At 72.3% G+C, this 17,863-nt stretch carries 16 protein-coding genes; 10 read left to right on the forward strand and 6 right to left on the reverse strand.

The window, feature by feature from the left end; genetic code table 11:
- The first annotated feature begins 1 nt into the window (after window position 1).
- The 4 genes from ACQYWQ_RS05675 to ACQYWQ_RS05690 are packed head-to-tail and all read left to right on the forward strand — an operon-like array spanning window position 2 to window position 4,517.
- The gene (locus tag ACQYWQ_RS05675) at window positions 2-988 is read left to right on the forward strand and encodes a carbohydrate ABC transporter permease (RefSeq protein WP_431032789.1); all 987 of its coding nucleotides are present in this window, start codon (window positions 2-4) and stop codon (window positions 986-988) included.
- Window positions 985-1,875, forward strand: a complete 891-nt coding sequence (locus tag ACQYWQ_RS05680; protein WP_431032790.1) for a carbohydrate ABC transporter permease — start codon at window positions 985-987, stop codon at window positions 1,873-1,875. Before ACQYWQ_RS05675 ends, ACQYWQ_RS05680 begins: the two co-directional genes overlap by 4 nt.
- A complete protein-coding gene (locus ACQYWQ_RS05685; protein WP_431032791.1) occupies window positions 1,876-3,423 on the forward strand; it encodes a glycoside hydrolase family 3 N-terminal domain-containing protein in 1,548 nt (515 codons plus the stop codon).
- A 59-nt stretch (window positions 3,424-3,482) separates the two neighbouring features.
- Window positions 3,483-4,517, forward strand: coding sequence for a COX15/CtaA family protein (locus tag ACQYWQ_RS05690; RefSeq protein WP_431032792.1), 1,035 nt, complete (start codon window positions 3,483-3,485; stop codon window positions 4,515-4,517).
- A 62-nt stretch (window positions 4,518-4,579) separates the two neighbouring features.
- Here ACQYWQ_RS05690 and ACQYWQ_RS05695 read toward each other — a convergent pair whose 3' ends face one another.
- The 3 genes from ACQYWQ_RS05695 to ACQYWQ_RS05705 form a co-directional block, all read right to left on the reverse strand.
- A complete protein-coding gene (locus ACQYWQ_RS05695) occupies window positions 4,580-5,692 on the reverse strand; it encodes an amidohydrolase (protein ID WP_431032793.1) in 1,113 nt (370 codons plus the stop codon).
- Window positions 5,693-5,892: 200 nt separating this feature from the next.
- Window positions 5,893-6,258 (reverse strand): hypothetical protein, encoded by a 366-nt coding sequence (locus ACQYWQ_RS05700; RefSeq protein WP_431032794.1) that lies wholly within the window; start codon window positions 6,256-6,258, stop codon window positions 5,893-5,895.
- A gap of 159 nt (window positions 6,259-6,417) precedes the next feature.
- Entirely contained in the window at window positions 6,418-7,359 is a 942-nt protein-coding gene (locus ACQYWQ_RS05705) for a heme o synthase (RefSeq protein ID WP_431032795.1), read from the reverse strand.
- Window positions 7,360-7,893: 534 nt separating this feature from the next.
- On the opposite strand from ACQYWQ_RS05705, the gene tkt reads away from it, so the two are divergent.
- The 6 genes from tkt (at window position 7,894) to ACQYWQ_RS05735 (ending at window position 15,157) form a co-directional block, all read left to right on the forward strand.
- Complete coding sequence (gene tkt, locus ACQYWQ_RS05710) at window positions 7,894-9,996, forward strand: transketolase (protein WP_431032796.1); 2,103 nt, start codon at window positions 7,894-7,896, stop codon at window positions 9,994-9,996.
- A gap of 35 nt (window positions 9,997-10,031) precedes the next feature.
- Window positions 10,032-11,150 carry a transaldolase gene (gene tal, locus ACQYWQ_RS05715; RefSeq protein WP_431032797.1) on the forward strand — a complete coding sequence of 373 codons (1,119 nt, stop codon included), beginning with the start codon at window positions 10,032-10,034 and terminating at the stop codon, window positions 11,148-11,150.
- Between the two features lie 5 nt (window positions 11,151-11,155).
- On the forward strand, window positions 11,156-12,688 hold the full coding sequence (gene zwf, locus ACQYWQ_RS05720) for a glucose-6-phosphate dehydrogenase (RefSeq protein ID WP_431032798.1): 1,533 nt from the start codon (window positions 11,156-11,158) through the stop codon (window positions 12,686-12,688).
- Window positions 12,685-13,803 carry a glucose-6-phosphate dehydrogenase assembly protein OpcA gene (opcA, locus tag ACQYWQ_RS05725; RefSeq protein ID WP_431032799.1) on the forward strand — a complete coding sequence of 373 codons (1,119 nt, stop codon included), beginning with the start codon at window positions 12,685-12,687 and terminating at the stop codon, window positions 13,801-13,803. The genes zwf and opcA overlap by 4 nt, the downstream gene beginning before the upstream one ends.
- Window positions 13,800-14,582 carry a 6-phosphogluconolactonase gene (pgl, locus tag ACQYWQ_RS05730; protein WP_431032800.1) on the forward strand — a complete coding sequence of 261 codons (783 nt, stop codon included), beginning with the start codon at window positions 13,800-13,802 and terminating at the stop codon, window positions 14,580-14,582. Before opcA ends, pgl begins: the two co-directional genes overlap by 4 nt.
- A gap of 104 nt (window positions 14,583-14,686) precedes the next feature.
- Window positions 14,687-15,157 carry a PaaI family thioesterase gene (locus ACQYWQ_RS05735; protein WP_431032801.1) on the forward strand — a complete coding sequence of 157 codons (471 nt, stop codon included), beginning with the start codon at window positions 14,687-14,689 and terminating at the stop codon, window positions 15,155-15,157.
- 98 nt (window positions 15,158-15,255) lie between these two features.
- On the opposite strand, the gene ACQYWQ_RS05740 is transcribed toward ACQYWQ_RS05735, so the two are convergent.
- The 3 genes from ACQYWQ_RS05740 to pgi all read right to left on the reverse strand — a co-directional run bounded on the left by ACQYWQ_RS05740 (window position 15,256) and on the right by pgi (window position 17,857).
- Window positions 15,256-15,489: a hypothetical protein gene (locus ACQYWQ_RS05740; RefSeq protein ID WP_431032802.1), complete on the reverse strand. Its 234-nt coding sequence runs from the start codon at window positions 15,487-15,489 to the stop codon at window positions 15,256-15,258.
- Between the two features lie 103 nt (window positions 15,490-15,592).
- On the reverse strand, window positions 15,593-16,120 hold the full coding sequence (locus ACQYWQ_RS05745) for a DUF2087 domain-containing protein (protein WP_431032803.1): 528 nt from the start codon (window positions 16,118-16,120) through the stop codon (window positions 15,593-15,595).
- A gap of 84 nt (window positions 16,121-16,204) precedes the next feature.
- Window positions 16,205-17,857 carry a glucose-6-phosphate isomerase gene (pgi, locus tag ACQYWQ_RS05750; RefSeq protein ID WP_431032804.1) on the reverse strand — a complete coding sequence of 551 codons (1,653 nt, stop codon included), beginning with the start codon at window positions 17,855-17,857 and terminating at the stop codon, window positions 16,205-16,207.
- Between the last annotated feature and the right edge of the window lie 6 nt (window positions 17,858-17,863).

A 17,863-nucleotide genomic window follows, 5' to 3' on the forward strand; every position in this document is an offset into this window, starting at 1 on the left:
CGTGGGGAACGTCGCCCTCACCGACGCGCGTCCGGCAGCTCCCGCCCCCGCGGCGGGAGTGCCGGGCGCGCGGCGCCCACCGCGCAAAACGGTGCTGATGAAGCGGCTGCGCCCCTGGCTGCTGCTCGCGGCGCCGCTGCTCGTCATCGCGATCCTGCTGCTCTACCCGATCATCCGGGTCGTGTACCTGTCCTTCCAGACGTACGGGCTCAAGGAGATCATCTCCGGCAGGCCCCGCTTCGTCGGACTCGACAACTACCGCGAGGTGCTCGGCGGTTCGTACCTGTGGAAGACGGTCCTGCCCAACACCGTCCTCTTCGCCGTCTTCGCCGTGCTCGGCACGATCGTCCTCGGCACACTCGTCGCGCTGCTGCTCCAGAACCTCGGCCCCAAGCTGCGCGCCGTCGTCATCGGCTCCTCGCTCGTCGCCTGGGCGATGCCCGCGGTCACGGGCACCTACGTGTGGGTGTGGATCTTCGACCCCGACTCGGGGCTCGTCCGGCGCGTCCTCCAGGACGTCGGCATCCTCGGCCCCGACGGCTTCAACTGGTTCACCGAGCGGCTCTCGTTCTACGGGATCGCCGAGCTGAACGTCATCCACCACGGCTTCCCCTTCATCGCCATCACGCTCTTCGCGGCGCTCACCACCGTGCCGCCCGAGCTGCACGAGGCGGGGCGGCTCGACGGGGCGAGCGCCTGGCAGCGCTTCTGGCACATCACCTTCCCCGTGCTGCGCCCGGCCTTCGCCGTCGTGACGATCCTCTCGACCATCTGGGACTTCAAGGTCTTCACACAGATCTACCTCATGCCGGGAGGTTCCGGGACCAACCCGGAGATCCTCAACCTGGGTGTGTGGTCGTACATGAAGGCCATCACGCAGAACGAGTACGGGCTCGGCGCGGCGATCGCCGTCCTGCTCACCGCTGTCCTGCTGCTGATCACCGCGGTGTACCTGCGGATGCTGTTCAAGGAGGATGAGCTGCGATGAGCGCTCAGCTCGCCGTCCCGCAGTCCGCGGGCACGACCGCGCAGGCCCCGGCGAAGGCGGCGAAGGCCCCGGGGCGCGGCTGGGCGAGGACCGGTAAGTACGTGGCGGTCGTCGCGCTCCTGGTCTTCACCCTCTTCCCGGTCTGGTTCATGCTCTCGACGGCCCTCAACGGCCGCGCCAGTTCCGGCACCGACAGCCTCTTCCCGACCCACTTCACCTTCGCGCACTTCACGGACGCGCTGGGCGACGGCGGCTTCGGCACCTTCATGCTCAACTCGGCGGTCGTCACGCTCATCACGGTCGTGGCCTCGGGCCTGCTCGCGCTGCTCGGCGCGGTCGCGATGGCCCGCTTCCGCTTCCGGATGCGCACGACGATCATGGTGCTGATCCTCGTCGTGCAGATGCTCCCCGCCGAGGCCCTGGTCATCCCCTTGTTCCTTCAGATGAAGGACCTGAAGATGCTCAACTCGCTCCTCGGCCTCGCGATCGTCTACACCGCCTTCTCGCTGCCCTTCGCGATCTGGAACCTGCGCGGCTTCGTCGCCGCCGTCCCCGTCGAGGTCGAGGAGGCCGCGTACGTGGACGGCGCCTCGTGGTGGCGGATGTTCCGCTCCGTGCTGCTGCCGCTCGTGACGCCCGGGCTCATCGCGACGAGCGCCTTCGCCTTCGTCATGGCCTGGGAGGAGTTCACCTTCGCGCTGACGTTCATGTCGGACGAGAACATGATGACCGTGGGCGTGGGCCTGGAACAGTTCCTCGGCAAGAACACGAACGACTGGGGCGGGCTCATGGCCGCGTCCACGCTCGTGACGATCCCGGTCATGGTCGTCTTCGTACTCGCCCAGCGCCGGCTGACCTCCGGCCTCGTCTCCGGAGCGGTGAAGTAAGTGACCGACGTGGACCCGGACCTGCGCCGCCTCGCGCACACCGTCCTCATGCCGGGCTTCGGCGGTACGGGGAGGAGCGGGCCGCCCGCGTGGCTGCTCGCCGCGATCGGCGAGGGCCTGGGCTCGGTCTGCTGGTTCGGGCACAACGTCACGGACCGCGCGGAGACGGCCGCGCTCGCCGCGCGGCTCCACGCGGCGGGTGACGTCCTCGTCGCGCTCGACGAGGAGGGCGGCACCGTCACGCGCCTGCACGTCGCCGACGGCTCCCCGCACGCGGGCGCGGCGACGCTCGGGCGCGCCGACGACCCGGCGCTGACCGCCGCCGTCGCGCGCTCGGTCGCGCAGGAGGTACGCGCGCACGGCGCCGACCTCGTCCTCGGCCCCGTCGCCGACGTCAACGCCGACCCGGCCAACCCGGTCATCGGCGTCCGCTCCTACGGCGCCGAGCCGCACCTCGTCGGGCGGCACGTCGCCGCCTTCGTCGCGGCCGCGCAGGCCGAGGGCGTCGCCGCGTGCGCCAAGCACTACCCGGGGCACGGCGACACGAGGACCGACACGCACGCGGGGCTCGCGGTCGTCGACGTGAGCCCCGAGACCCTGCGCACCCGTGAACTCGTGCCCTTCGCCGCCGCCGTGGCCGCGGGCGCGCGGGCGATCATGACCGCGCACATCGTCTTCCCCGCGCTCGACGACGCCCCCGCGACCCTGAGCCCCGCGGTGCTGCGCCTGCTGCGCGAGGACCTCGGCTTCACCGGCGTCGTCGTCTCGGACGCGATCGACATGCGCGCCATCAGCCGCACGGTCGGCTTCGCGGAGGGCGTCGTGCGCACGCTCGCCGCCGGTGTCGACCTCGTCTGCCTCGGCAACCCCGGGATGCCGCTGCGCGGCGAGGACGGCGGGAGCGACGACGGGGAGCGCGACTTCCGTACCGCGCTCGACGCGATCACCGCCGCCGTCACCGAAGGGCGGCTGCCCCGGGCGCGCCTCGCGCAGGCGGCCGCGCGGGTACGGGACCTCGCGGCGTGGAGCGCGCGGCACCGAACCGCGCCCGTCGACGAGGCGGTCCTGGCCGCGGGGCACGAGGCGAGCGAAGCGGCGGCGCGCCTGGCGCTGACCGTGCGCGGCGACGTCGCGGGCACGCTGACCGGTTCCGTGCACCTCGTGGACGTACGCCGCCGCCGCAACATCGCGAGCGGGAAGCTCAGCGACCATGTCACCGACGCGCTCCTCGCCCGTGCCCCCGGCGCGAGGCTCACGCGGGTCTTCGCGCGCGGCGAGGCGACCGAGGGCAGGGTCACCGAGGAGAGCGCGGCCGGTCCCGTACTGCCCGAAGCGGCCGACGTGATCCTCGTCGGCACCCCGCACGCCGACCCCGAGCAGGCGAAGGCGCTCGACGCGCTCATCGACGCCCACCCGGACGCGCTCGTCGTGTGCCTCGGCTGGCCCGCCGGCCCCGACGACCTGCCCCGGGCCCGGCGTCTCGTGTGCGCCTACGGCGACGCGCGCCCCAACGCGAAGGCGCTCGCCGAGCTGCTCACGGGGGCGTGAGAAGGCTCCCGTGCCCGACATGCGACCCAAGTGAATCCGTGCACAAGCGACGGCCTAGCATGAGGCCCGTGCCGAAAATGACTGCCGCCGACCTCTCCGAGGCCGCACGCAATCCGCTCGCCTTCATCGCCGCCCGCTACACGCCGCGTCAGCGGACCGTGGAGCGGGCCGCGCTGCTCGCCCTGATGATGACCGTGGTCATCGTCGTGACCGGTGGCGCGGTGCGGCTCACGGGCTCCGGGCTCGGCTGCCCGACATGGCCGCAGTGCACGGACACCTCGCTCACCACGACCCGCGAGATGGGCTTCCACGGGGTCATCGAGTTCGGCAACCGGATGCTCACGTACGTGCTGTGCGCGGCCGTCGGCTGGGCGATCATCGCCGCGCGCGCCGCGAAGCCGCGCCGCCGCGCGCTCACGCGCCTGGGCTGGGCGCAGTTCTGGCTCGTCATGGGCAACGCGGTGCTCGGCGGGATCGTCGTGCTCGTGGGCCTCAACCCCTACACGGTCGCCGCGCACTTCCTGCTCTCCTCCGCGCTCATCGCCGTCGCCGCCCTCATGTGGCAGCGCAGCCGCGAGGGCGACGCGGCACCGCGCCCGCTCGCCGGGCCGAAGGTCGTGCGCCTCGCGTGGGTCCTCGTCGTCGTGACGGCGCTCCTCATCGCGGTCGGCACCCTGGTCACCGGTACGGGTCCGCACGCGGGCGACTCGTCCGACGTGCCGCGCATGTCGCTGGACTGGCTCGGCGGCTGGACGGGCACGGCACGCGTCCACGCGGCGCTGGCCTGGGCGACGTGCCTCCTGACGGCCGCGCTGTGGGGCGTCCTGAAGGCGGTCGACGCGCCGGTGGGGCCGCGCAACAAGGCGGGCATCCTCTTCCTGGTCCTCATGGCCCAGGGCGTCATCGGCTACGTGCAGTACTTCACCGACCTGCCCGAGATCCTCGTCGGCACCCACATGCTCGGCTCGACCCTCGTCTGGATCGGCGCCCTGCGCGTCCTCCTCGCCCTGCGCGAGCGCCCCCACACGGAGCCGGGCACCGGCCCGCTGCCCCGCAAGGACGCCACCGGCACCTCGCAGCTGACGGCGGCGTGAGGCGAGCCGGTACGAGCTGAGGCCCCGGCACCCCCGCCGTACCCCCGCGCCGCCCGCGCCCCTCACTCCTCCAGCCCGTACACCCGCCGCGCGTTCCCCGCCCCCAGCAGCCCCGCGACCCGCTCCCCGTCCCGCGCGCTCCACGCGCCGTCGGCGACCCAGGCGCCGAGCACCCGCCCCAGCGCCTCGCGGAACTGCCGGGCGGCGACGACGTGCAGTTCGGGCAGGCCACGCGCGCCGCTTGAGTAGAGGAGCTTCCCGAAGGGGGCCAGTTCCAGGAACTCCGCGAGCAGCCCAGCGGCCCGCGCGCCCGTCCCGCTGAGCGCGGGGCCCAGGTCGACGTGGACGTGCGCGTGCAGTCCCGCGAGACGGGCGGCCGGGCGGTGGTGGGGGTAGCCGGGCAGCAGGACGAGCGGGGTGCCGAGCCCGGCGGTCGCCGTGGCGAAGGCGTCGAGCGCGCGCGGCTCGGGCGGGGCCTCGCCCGTGTGGAGCTGGAGCGGCCTTCCCGAGGAGAGCGCGAGCCACAGCAGGTGCGCCCCGAGCAGCGGGGAGGGCCCGGCGGGATCGGCGGGGCCCGCGCTGCCCGGCGGGCGCTGCCTGGCGGCGAGCCACGCGCCGGCAGCGGCCCGTACCTCGACGGGCGAGGGCGGCTCGGGGAGCAGCGGGACCCGGCGCAGGGGCGGGGTCACGGAGGCGAAGGCGACCGCGGTCGCCGCGGCGCCGTGCACGGACTCGGCGAGGTGGCGCAGGAAGGACTCGACGCTGCCGGAGGTGTCGGCGGTCTGTTCGGCGAGCTGTTCGAGCCGCACGATCTCGCGGGCGTGCGCGTCGGCGGTCGCCGCGAGTTCGCCGGGCGGGGTGAGGCCGAGCGGCGGCCCGGTGTCGACGAGGTACGTGGCGGTGCCGCTGCCGCGCAGCAGGCGCCGCTCCGTCTCCAGGGCCCCCAGCTCCCTGCGCCTGGCGAGGTAGTGCGCGGGCGGGCTGTGCGGCGCGAGGCCGAGCAGCGGCGGGCACCAGCGGCGCAGCGCGAACCCGGTCTGCGTGTCGAAGAAGGTCGTCCCGGCCGCGGGTGCCCCGCCCCCGGGCCCGAGCAGCGCCTCGAAGGTCCCGAGGCCCAGCTCCTCGCGGCGCACCCCCTGGCAGTACTGGTCCACCAGCGGCGGTGTCTCGATCATGGGGACCCCCGGGGCGTCCTGCCCCCCGGCCTGTCCGGGCGGCCCTCGGGAGGTCTAACGGAGAAGGGGGCCCGCGGTGTCGGCGTATCCAGGCCACCCGGTCCGGAGGCGCCCGCCGGGCTCAGGTCTCTCGGGGGTGAGGAGCGGGGCCCCTGGTGGGGCCCCGAAACGCCCGGCGGGTGCCCCTCACGCGGGAAGGTTCACCCACCCACCTGAATCCCCGCCATCCGCTTCCACTCGTACGGGCCCGTCGTGACCTTCGCGGCGAAGTCGCCGTCGAACTCGTCGTGCAGCGTGATCCCGGCCCGTGCGACGGCATCGCGCGCCACGCCCGCGTCGTGCGCGAAGAGGTCGCCCCAGCGGCCGTCCTCGCCGACCAGGACGATGCGCGTGCCGCGCTGCCCGACGTAGGCGAGCTGTCCCTCGGCGCCGCCGTGGCGGCGGGCGAAGGACCCGATCTGCTTGGCGAGCCTCGCGGCCCTGCGCTCCAGGCGCGCGGCCTGCCGCTTGTCGGCGGCGGGGGCCGCGGTCGCCGCGGTGGCGCTCTGCTCGGTGTTGTCTGCCATGCCAGGCATGCTACCCACGAGTAGGCCCGCGTACGACAACCGGTACGGCCACGGGAACGGACACCAGTACGGCCACCGGTACAGCCACCGGTACGACAAGAGGCCCCGCCGTCCGGAGAAGGACGACGGGGCCACCTGGCGGGATCACCCCCGCCCGGGTCAGCGCAGGAAAGGGTCGATCGCGACAGCGACGAAGAGGATCGACACGTACGTGATCGACCAGTGGAAGAGCCGCATCTCCTTGAGCTTCGCGCCCGTGATCTCGCCCTTGGCCCGGTGGAGGAGGCCGTGCGCCTCCCACAGCCAGTAGCCGCCCGACAGGAGCGCGACGACCGTGTAGAACCAGCCGGTGTAGCCGAGCACCGTGAGCAGGAGCGAGACCACGACCATGACCCAGCTGTAGAGCACGATCTGCTTGGCGACGACCTTGTTCCCGGCGATGACCGGGAGCATCGGCACGTTGACGCGCGCGTAGTCGTCCTTGACGCGCATGGACAGCGGCCAGTAATGCGGCGGCGTCCAGAAGAAGATGACGAGGAAGAGGATGACGGCGGCCCAGGAGACCGAGTCCGTCACGGCCGACCAGCCGATGAGGACCGGCATGCACCCCGCGACCCCGCCCCACACGATGTTCTGCGCGGTGCGGCGCTTGAGGATCATCGTGTAGCCGACGACGTACAGGACGATCGCGCCGAGCGAGAGAGCGGCCGAGAGCCAGTTGACGAGGAGGCCGAACCACACCGTGGAGACCGCGGCGAGACCGAGGCCGAAGGCGAGGCCCTCGCGCGGTGAGATGAGCCCGGTGACGAGCGGTCGCTGCGACGTACGGTCCATCAGGGCGTCGATGTCGCGGTCGTACCACATGTTGAGAGCGTTGGCGCCGCCCGCGGAGAGGTACCCGCCGAAGCACGTCACGAAGACGAGCCACAGGTCGGGCACGCCCTGTTCCGCGAGGAACATGACCGGCACGGTCGTGATGAGCAGCAGCTCGATGATCCGCGGCTTGGTCAGCGCCACGAAGCCCTTGAGCCGGGCCCCGGTCGGCCGCTGGCCCGTGCTCGTCCCGAGCGCTCCCGCTGGACGGGATTCAACGGCCGTCACGCACACCCCTGACAGAGACTTTTCTCAAGCGAGCCCACCCGAGAGCGTCCGGATTGGCACCGGAAAGGGGGGCTCACGCGTACCACGCCACTCTAGACGGCCCCCCTCTTCGGCCCTTCGCGGGGGTCGCTCGTGTTGGGCATCCCGCGCGCGTGTGCGAGCGGGCAGGACGGCGACGGACACGGGCCCCGGCGAGGGCGCGCACGGGAGCGGCCGCGCCCTCCGATCGCCGTACGGAGCGACCCTTTCGGTGACGCTCGGTCGCCTCGCGCGGGGCCCGGCGCGGATGAGCGCACGGGCGCACGTGCGGGCGCTGGAATGAGCGTGTCGCGGCACAGATGTCGCGGTGTGCCGCGAAGGCTTTCTGGGCAGGCGGGACAAGGGTTGTGGGGCTTCGACAGGCGGATTGGGCCCGTCTTCGGCACCCTGGGAATCAGGCGCGGAGACGCGGACGTTTCCAGGGGTAGGCTCGACGCCGTCCGGTGTACGCAAAGTCACCGGCATTCGACATGTGGAGAGGAGCCCTGACTCAGGGTGAGCACCAAGCCGACCACCACAGATTTCGAGTGGACCGAACTGGATCAGCGGGCCGTAGACACCGCGCGTGTACTGGCCGCGGACGCCGTGCAGAAGGTCGGCAACGGCCATCCCGGCACGGCGATGAGCCTGGCCCCGGCCGCGTACACGCTCTTCCAGAAGGTGATGCGGCACGACCCCGCTGACCCGGACTGGACCGGGCGCGACCGTTTCGTGCTGTCCGCGGGCCACTCCTCGCTCACGCTCTACACGCAGCTGTACCTGGCCGGTTTCGGCCTGGAGCTGCCGGACCTGGAAGCCTTCCGCACGTGGGGCTCGAAGACCCCGGGGCACCCGGAGTACGGGCACACCAAGGGCGTCGAGACGACGACGGGGCCGCTCGGCCAGGGTGTGGCCAACGCCGTGGGCATGGCGATGGCGGCACGTTACGAGCGCGGGCTCTTCGACCCCGAGGCGCCGCAGGGCACCTCGCCCTTCGACCACCGCATCTACGTGATCGCCGGGGACGGCTGCCTCCAGGAGGGCATCTCCGCCGAGGCGTCCTCGCTCGCCGGGCACCAGAAGCTCGGCAACCTGATCCTGCTGTGGGACGACAACCACATCTCGATCGAGGGCGACACCGAGACCGCCGTCTCCGAGGAGACCACGAAGCGGTACGAGGCGTACGGCTGGCACGTGCAGCGCGTCGAGCCGCAGGCCAACGGCGACCTCGACCCGGCCGCGCTCTACGCCGCGATCCAGGCCGCGCAGGCCGAGACGGAGCGCCCCTCCTTCATCGCGATGCGCTCGATCATCGCCTGGCCTGCCCCGCACGCGCAGAACACCGAGGCCGCGCACGGCTCGGCGCTCGGCGAGGAGGAGGTCGCGGCGACCAAGCGCGTCCTCGGCTTCGACCCCGAGAAGCACTTCGACGTCGCCGACGAGGTCCTCGCACACACCCGCGGGGCCCTGGAGCGCGGCAAGGCGCAGCGCGCGGAGTGGGAGAAGGGCTTCGCCGACTGGCGCGCGGCCAACCCCGAGCACGCCGCCCGCTTCGACCGCGTCGCAGCGACCGAGCTGCCCGAGGGCTGGGAGGAGCACCTCCCCGTCTTCGAGACCGGCACCTCGCTCGCCACGCGCGCCGCCTCCGGCAAGGTCCTCCAGGCGCTCGGCCCGGTGATCCCCGAGCTGTGGGGCGGTTCCGCCGACCTCGCGGGCTCGAACAACACGACGATCGACAAGACCTCGTCGTTCCTCCCGGAGGGCAACCCGCTCCCCGAGGCCGACCCGTACGGCCGTACCGTGCACTTCGGTATCCGCGAGCACGCGATGGCCGCGGAGCTGAACGGCATCACGCTGCACGGCAACACGCGCGCCTTCGGCGGTACGTTCCTGACGTTCTCCGACTACATGCGCAACGCGGTCCGCCTGTCCGCGCTCATGACGCTGCCGGTCACGTACGTCTTCACGCACGACTCGATCGGCCTCGGCGAGGACGGCCCGACCCACCAGCCGGTCGAGCACGTCGCCTCGCTGCGCGCCATCCCCGGGCTCAACGTGGTCCGCCCGGCCGACGCGAACGAGACCGCGATCGCCTGGCGCGAGGTCCTGCGCCGCTACACCAAGGTGTACGGCGAGGGTCACCCGCACGCGCTGATCCTCACCCGGCAGGGCGTGCCCACGTACGCGCCGAACGAGGACGCGGCGAAGGGCGGCTACGTCCTGCTCGACGCCGAGGACGCCGAGGGGAGGACCGTCACGCCCGACGTCGTCCTCATCGGGACGGGGTCCGAGGTGCAGCTCGCCGTCGAGGCGCGTGAGCTGCTCCGTGCGCAGGGCGTGGCCGCGCGTGTCGTCTCGATGCCCTCCGTCGAGTGGTTCGAGGACCAGGACGCGGGGTACCGGGAGTCCGTGCTTCCGGCCGCCGTCAAGGCGCGGGTCGCCGTGGAGGCCGGTATCGGCCTGACCTGGCACCGTTTCGTGGGCGACGCGGGCCGCATCGTCTCGCTGGAGCACTTCGGTGCCTCGGCGGACGGCAAGCTGCTCTTCCGCGAGTACGGCTTCACCGGCGAGGCGGTCGCCGCCGCCGCGCGGGAATCTCTCGACGCCGCCCGGCGCTGACGCGAACAGACACTCTACGAGGAGATGCAATTTCCATGACAGACGCACTCAAGCGCCTCTCCGACGAAGGCGTGGCGATCTGGCTGGACGACCTGTCGCGCAAGCGCATCACGTCCGGCAACCTGAGCGAGCTGATCGACGATCAGCACGTCGTGGGTGTCACGACCAACCCGTCGATCTTCCAGAAGGCCATCTCGCAGGGCGACGGGTACGACACCCAGGTCACCGACCTCGCCTCGCGCCGCGTCACGGTGGAGGAGGCGATCCGCATGATCACCACCGCCGACGTCCGTGACGCCGCCGACGTGCTGCGCCCCGTCTTCGACGCGAGCGGCGGCACCGACGGCCGGGTCTCCATCGAGGTCGACCCGCGCCTCGCCCACCACACGCGCGCCACCATCGCCGAGGCCAAGCAGCTCGCCTGGCTCGTCGACCGCCCGAACACCTTCATCAAGATCCCGGCGACGAAGGCCGGTCTGCCCGCGATCACCGAGGTCATCGGCCGGGGCATCAGCGTCAACGTGACGCTGATCTTCTCCCTGGAGCGCTACCGCCTCGTGATGGACGCCTACCTCGCGGGTCTGGAGAAGGCGAAGGCCGCGGGGCTGGACCTCTCCAAGATCCACTCGGTGGCCTCCTTCTTCGTCTCGCGCGTCGACACCGAGGTCGACAAGCGCCTCGACGCGATCGGCACCGAGGAGGCCAAGGCCGCCAAGGGCAAGGCCGCCGTCGCCAACGCGCGCCTCGCCTACCAGGCGTACGAGGAGGTCTTCGCCTCCGAGCGCTGGGCCGCCCTGGAGAAGGCGCACGCGAACAAGCAGCGTCCGCTGTGGGCATCGACCGGCGTCAAGGACCCGGCCCTGCCCGACACGCTGTACGTCGACTCGCTCGTCGCTCCGAACACCGTGAACACGATGCCCGAGGCGACCCTGGAGGCCGTGGGCGACCACGCCAGGATCACGGGGAACACGATCGCCGGTACGTACGAGGAGGCGCAGGCCGTCATCGACGGGCTCGCGAAGTTCGGCATCTCGTACGACGACGTCGTGGACCTCCTGGAGAAGGAGGGCGTCGACAAGTTCGAGGTCTCCTGGACCGACCTGCTCAAGTCGACCGAGGCGGAGCTGAAGCGCCTCGCCCCCTCGGAGGGCTGATCACCTTGACCGCACAGCACGGAGCCAATCCGCTCCGTGACGCCGCGGACCGACGGCTCCCGCGTATCGCGGGGCCGTCGGGCCTGGTCATCTTCGGCGTCACGGGGGACCTCTCGCGCAAGAAGCTGATGCCGGCCGTCTACGACCTGGCCAACCGCGGCCTGTTGCCGCCGGGCTTCTCCCTCATCGGCTTCGCGCGCCGCGACTGGGAGGACGAGGACTTCGCCCAGGTCGTCCACGACGCCGTGAAGGAACACGCCCGCACCCCCTTCCGCGAGGAGGTGTGGCAGCAGCTCTTCCAGGGGATGCGGTTCGTCCAGGGCGCCTTCGACGACGACCAGGCCTTCGAGACCCTCAAGGCCACGATCGACGAACTCGACAAGGCCCAGGGCACGGGCGGCAACTTCGCCTTCTACCTCTCGGTCCCGCCGAGGTTCTTCCCCGACGTCGTCCAGCAGCTCAAGAAGCACGGCCTCGCCGACGCCCCCGAGGGCGCCTGGCGGCGCGCGGTCATCGAGAAGCCCTTCGGGCACGATCTCGAATCGGCCAAGGAGCTGAACGCGATCGTCCACGAGGTCTTCGACCCCGACCAGGTCTTCCGCATCGACCACTACCTCGGCAAGGAGACCGTCCAGAACATCCTGGCGCTCCGCTTCGCCAACACGATGTTCGAGCCGATCTGGAACCGCTCCTTCGTCGACCACGTGCAGATCACGATGGCCGAGGACATCGGCATCGGCGGCCGCGCCGGGTACTACGACGGCATCGGCGCCGCCCGCGACGTCATCCAGAACCACCTGCTCCAGCTCATGGCGCTCACCGCGATGGAGGAGCCCGCCTCCTTCGACGCCGACGCGCTCGTCGCCGAGAAGACGAAGGTGCTGCGCGCCGTGCGTCTCCCCGCCGACCTCGGCCGCGACACCGTGCGCGGGCAGTACGCGGCGGGCTGGCAGGGCGGCGAGCGGGCCGTGGGCTACCTGCAAGAGGACGGCATCGACCCCAAGTCGAAGACCGACACCTACGCGGCGATCAAGCTCGGCGTCGACAACCGCCGCTGGGCCGGAGTGCCCTTCTACCTGCGTACGGGCAAGCGGCTCGGCCGCCGCGTCACCGAGATCGCGGTGGTCTTCCAGCGTGCCCCGCACTCCCCCTTCGACCAGACGGCCACGGAGGAACTGGGGCAGAACGCCCTGGTCATCCGCGTCCAGCCGGACGAGGGCGTCACCGTGCGCTTCGGCTCGAAGGTCCCCGGCACCTCGATGGAGGTACGGGACGTCTCGATGGACTTCGCCTACGGCGAGTCCTTCACCGAGTCGAGCCCCGAGGCGTACGAGCGGCTCATCCTCGACGTCCTCCTGGGCGACGCGAACCTCTTCCCGCGCACGGAGGAGGTCGAGCTGTCCTGGAAGATCCTCGACCCCATCGAGGAGCACTGGAACCGCCACGGCAAGCCCGCCCAGTACCCCTCGGGTACCTGGGGCCCCACCGAGGCGGACGACATGCTCCGACGTGACGGACGGAGCTGGAGGCGGCCATGAAGATCGATCTCACGGACACCACATCCAGCAAGATCAACAAGGCACTCGTGGAGGGCCGCCGCTCGCTCGGCGCGCCCACCGTCGGCATGGTGCTCACGCTCGTCATCGTCACCGACGAGGAGAACGCCTACGACGCGCTGCGCGCCGCGCACGACGCCTCGCGCGAGCACCCCTCACGCATCCTCGTCGTCATCAGGCGCGTCTCGCGCGGCCCCCGCGACCGCGCCACGACCCGCCTCGACGCCGAGGTCCAGCTCGGTGGCGACACCGGCAACGGCACCGGCGAGACGGTCATGCTGCGGCTGTACGGGGAGGTGGGCGACCACGCCCAGTCCGTCGTGCTCCCGCTGCTGCTGCCCGACGCGCCCGTCGTCGTGTGGTGGCCGGTCAACGCGCCCGAGAACCCGGCGAAGGACCCGCTGGGCGCCCTCGCGCAGCGGCGGGTCACGGACTCGTACGCGGCCGAGCAGCCCATCCACGAGCTGAAGGCCCGCGCCGAGACCTACACGCCCGGCGACACCGACCTCTCGTGGACGCGCATCACGCCGTGGCGCTCGATGCTCGCCGCGGCGCTCGACCAGGTGGCCTGCGAGGTCACCGCCGTCGAGGTCGAGGGCGAGGAGTACAACCCGAGCGTCGAACTCCTCGCGATGTGGCTCGGCCACCGCCTCGCCGTCCCGGTCAAGCGCACCGCTTCGGAGGGCCCCGGGCTCACCTCGGTGCGCATGGAGACGGATTGCGGCCCGGTCGTCCTGGACCGCAATGACGGCTCCCTCGCGACCCTGTCCGTCGAGGGCCAGCCGGACCGCGCGGTGGCGCTCAAGCGCCGCGAGACGGCGGAACTGATCGCCGAGGAGCTGCGCAGGCTCGACCCGGACGACACCTACGCGGCCGCGCTCAAGTTCGGCGTGGACAAGCTCGACGAACCGGCGGACGCGCAGACGGCGCCGACGCCCGAGGAGGCGGCGGCCGAGGCGGCCGAGACCGCCGAGTCGGGAACACCGGCACCGCGGGGGGCCACGGGTCCCGGCACGGGGGCGGCGAAGAAGACGGCGGCGCGCAAGCCCGCCAAGTCAGCGGCATCCGCCTCAGCGAAGAAGGCGACCACGTCATGAGCACCACGCCCGAACTCGTCGTGCACCAGGACAAGGCCGAGATGGCGCGCGCCGCCGCCGCACGCCTCGTCACCCTGATCGTCGAGGCCCAGGCGGCCAACGGCAGCGCCTCCCTCGCCCTCACGGGCGGCCGCAACGGCAACGGGCTGCTCGCCGCGCTCGCCGAGGAGCCCGGGCGCGACGCGATCGACTGGGGGCGCCTGGAGATCTGGTGGAGCGACGAGCGCTACCTGCCCGACGGCGACCCCGAGCGCAACGCGACGCAGGCCCGCGAGGCGCTGCTCGCGCAGGTGCCGCTCGACCCGGGCCAGGTCCACGAGATGCCCGCTTCGGACGGTCCGTACGAGCCGGACGCGGCGGCGCAGGTCTACGCGGCCGAGCTGGCCGACGCGGCCTCGCGCGCCGGTTCGCACGGTGCCGTTCCGGCCTTCGACGTGCTCCTGCTCGGCGTCGGCCCGGACACGCACGTGGCCTCGCTCTTCCCCGAGCTGCCCGGCGTGCACGAGAAGGACCGCACGGTCATCGCGGTCCACAACGCGCCGAAGCCCCCGCCCACCCGCCTCTCGCTGACTCTCCCCGCGATCCGCGCCGCCCGCGAGGTCTGGCTCCTCGCGGCGGGCGAGGACAAGGCCGAGGCGGTCCGGATCGCCCTGTCGGGCACCGGCGAACTCCAGGCCCCCGCCGCGGGCGCCTACGGCACCCGCCGCACCCTGTGGCTCCTGGACCGGGACGCGGCGTCGAAGCTCCCTCCTGAGCTGTACCCGAGGGACGTCGCCTGAGCGGCACATACGTGCGAAGGCCCGCACCGGACTCCCCGGCGCGGGCCTTCGCGCGTACCCGCCCTAGGGTGTGTCTCCCGCCGCGCCACCGCACAGGAGAGACGATGCGAGAGCAGCCCGCCCGCGAGAACACCGTGCCCGAGGAGAACGCGGAGGCGTCCCCTAAGACGCGCGCCCGCATCAGCGACAGCTTCGCCCGCCAGGGACTGATGCGCCACCTCGGGGCCCGCCTGACCCTCATCGCTCCCGGCCGCGTCCACATCGCGCTGCCCCACCGCCCCGAGGTCGGCCAGCAGCACGGCTACATCCACGCCGGTGCCACGAGCGCCGTCGCGGACAGCGCGGGGGGCTACGCGGCCCTCACCCTCTTCCCGGAGGACTCCGAGGTCCTCACGGTCGAGTACAAACTCAACCTGCTCTCCCCCGCGGCCGGCGAGGAGATCGTGGCGGTGGGCACGGTGCTGCGCCCCGGACGCACGCTCACCGTGTGCCGCCTGGAGGTCTTCGGCACCCAGGACGGCCGGGAGAAACTCATCGCCTCCGGCCAGCAGACCCTGATCCGCGTCACCGCCTGACCGGCACCCCCGTGCGCGGTCCCCCACCGCCTCAGGCCACCGCCGCCAGGTGCGCCGCCCGCGTCCCGCCCTCGGCCGGCCCCCGCGACACCCCGCCCTCAGTCCCCCGCGCACCACACCCGGCTGCCCGGCGTCCGCACGCATCGGGCGAGCACCTCGACGAGGTCGCCCAGCGCCGCCCGCCCGCGCGCGTCCCGGCATTCCGCGAGCAACGCGAGCGCCTCGCCGTGCGCGATCTCCGCGGCCTGCTCGTCGAAGAACGTGTCACCGTACGGGTCGATCCAGGCGAGGCGCGAAGAACCGTGCGGCTCGTACGCGGGAAGCACCGCCACCCGGGCCTCACCGTGCGCATACGACCCGTGCGACAGCGACTCACGGGACCGCTTCCCGCCCCGAGGCCGCCGCACGTGCAACTCCAGCTCGACGGCCACCGTCTCAGGCCACCGCCGCCAGGTGCGCGGCCCGCGTCCCGCCCTCGCCCAGCCGGTACCCGCTCCCGTCCCGTTCGCGCGTCAGGACGCGGTACTCGACGCAGTAGCGGCGCAGTGCGGACGGGTCGGCGCTGTAGCGCGCGAGCGTCTCGCTCACCTCGTCCTCCGTGTACGCGCGGCCCGGCGCGAACTCGGCCTCGGCCAGGCGCGTCAGGAGTTCCGCGCGCACGCGCTGCTTCGCCGGTACGGAGCTGAGGCGGCCCTCGCGGAAGTGCCCGGCCAGGTGCGGGGGCACCCACGCGGGCAGCCGCCCGGACGCGGCGGTGGACGCCGCGTCGGACGCGGCCGTACGGAAGGCGCTGGGGCGCGCCCGCAGCGTGCCGTCGCCGTCGCGGCGGACGAGGCCCGCGTGCAGGAGCGGCACGAGCTGGGCGCGCGGCGCGTTCTCGACGCGCTCGCCGAGGACGAGGCGGGCGAAGAGCCGCAGCCGCGCGGGGTCGGCGAGCGCGCCCAGGGCCGGATGGGTCTCCACAGGAATTCACCTCTCGTACGGGGGCGGGACGCGCCCAGTCTCACCGACCCGCCCCGCCACCGCACACGGTTTTTCCCGGGGCCGTCAGCGCCCGCGCAGCTCCCGGTACTTCGCGACGAGCGCCTGCGTCGAGGCGTCGAGCCCCGGGACCTCCGCGCCTTCGGTGAGGGCCGGCTCCACCCGCTTGGCGAGCACCTTGCCCAGTTCGACACCCCACTGGTCGAAGGAGTCGATGTCCCACACCGCGCCCTGCACGAACACCTTGTGCTCGTAGAGCGCGATGAGCTGCCCGAGCACGGACGGGCTCAGCTCGGGCGCGAGCAGGGTCGTCGTCGGGTGGTTGCCGCGGAAGGTCTTGTGCGGGACGAGGTCGTCGGCGACGCCCTCGGCCCGTACCTCCTCGGCGGTCTTGCCGAAGGCGAGCGCCTGCGTCTGCGCGAAGAAGTTCGCCATGAGCAGGTCGTGCTGGTCGGCGAGCTGCGGCTCCAGCTCGTCCACGGGCCGCGCGAAGCCGATGAAGTCGGCCGGGATGAGCTTCGTGCCCTGGTGGATGAGCTGGTAGTAGGCGTGCTGCCCGTTCGTCCCCGGCGTGCCCCAGACGACGGGACCCGTCTGCCACTGCACCGGGCGTCCCTCGCGGTCCACGGACTTGCCGTTGGACTCCATGTCGAGCTGCTGGAGGTAGGCGGTGAACTTGGAGAGGTAGTGCGAGTACGGGAGCACGGCGTGCGACTGCGCGTCGTGGAAGTTCCCGTACCAGATGCCGAGGAGGCCGAGGAGGAAGGGCGCGTTCTCCTCGATCGGGGCGGTGCGGAAGTGCTCGTCGATCCGGTGGAAGCCGTCGAGCATCTCGCGGAAGCGGTCCGGGCCGATCGCGATCATGAGCGAGAGGCCGATCGCGGAGTCGTACGAGTACCGGCCGCCGACCCAGTCCCAGAACTCGAACATGTTGGCCGTGTCGATGCCGAAGTCCGAGACCTTCCCCGCGTTGGTCGAGAGCGCGACGAAGTGCTTGGCGACGGCCTCCTGCCCGGCGCCGAGCGCGTCGAGGAGCCAGGAGCGCGCGGAGGTCGCGTTGGTGATCGTCTCGATCGTCGTGAAGGTCTTCGACGCGATGATGAAGAGCGTCTCGGCCGCGTCGAGGTCGTGCACGGCCTCGTGCAGGTCGGCGCCGTCGACGTTGGAGACGAAACGGACGGTCAGCGAGCGGTCCGTGTACGGGCGCAGCACCTCGTGGGCCATCGCGGGCCCGAGGTCGGAGCCGCCGATGCCGATGTTGACGACGTTCTTGATGCGCTTGCCGGTGTGCCCGGTCCAGGCCCCGGAGCGCACCTGCTCGGCGAAGGCCGCCATCTTGTCGAGCACGGCGTGCACGGCCGGGACGACGTTCTCGCCGTCGACCTCGATCACGGCGTCGCGCGGGGCGCGGAGCGCGGTGTGCAGCACCGCGCGGTCCTCGGTCGTGTTGATCCTGTCGCCGCGGAACATCGCGTCCCGCAGCTTCTCGACGCCCGTCGCCCGCGCGAGCTGACGGAGCAGGTCGAGCGTCTCGTCCGTCACGAGGTGCTTGGAGTAGTCCAGATAGAGGTCACCGGCCGTCAGGCGGTACCGCGAGGCCCGCTCGGGATCGGCGTCGAACAGCTCCCGCAACCGCACCTCGCCGAGGGCGTCCCGGTGCTTGCCGAGGGCGTTCCACTCGGGCGTCTGGTTGAGCCGGGTCCGGCTTTCCGCGTTCATCAGGGA

Source organism: Streptomyces sp. P6-2-1, assembly GCF_050613165.1.
GTDB lineage: Bacteria > Actinomycetota > Actinomycetes > Streptomycetales > Streptomycetaceae > Streptomyces.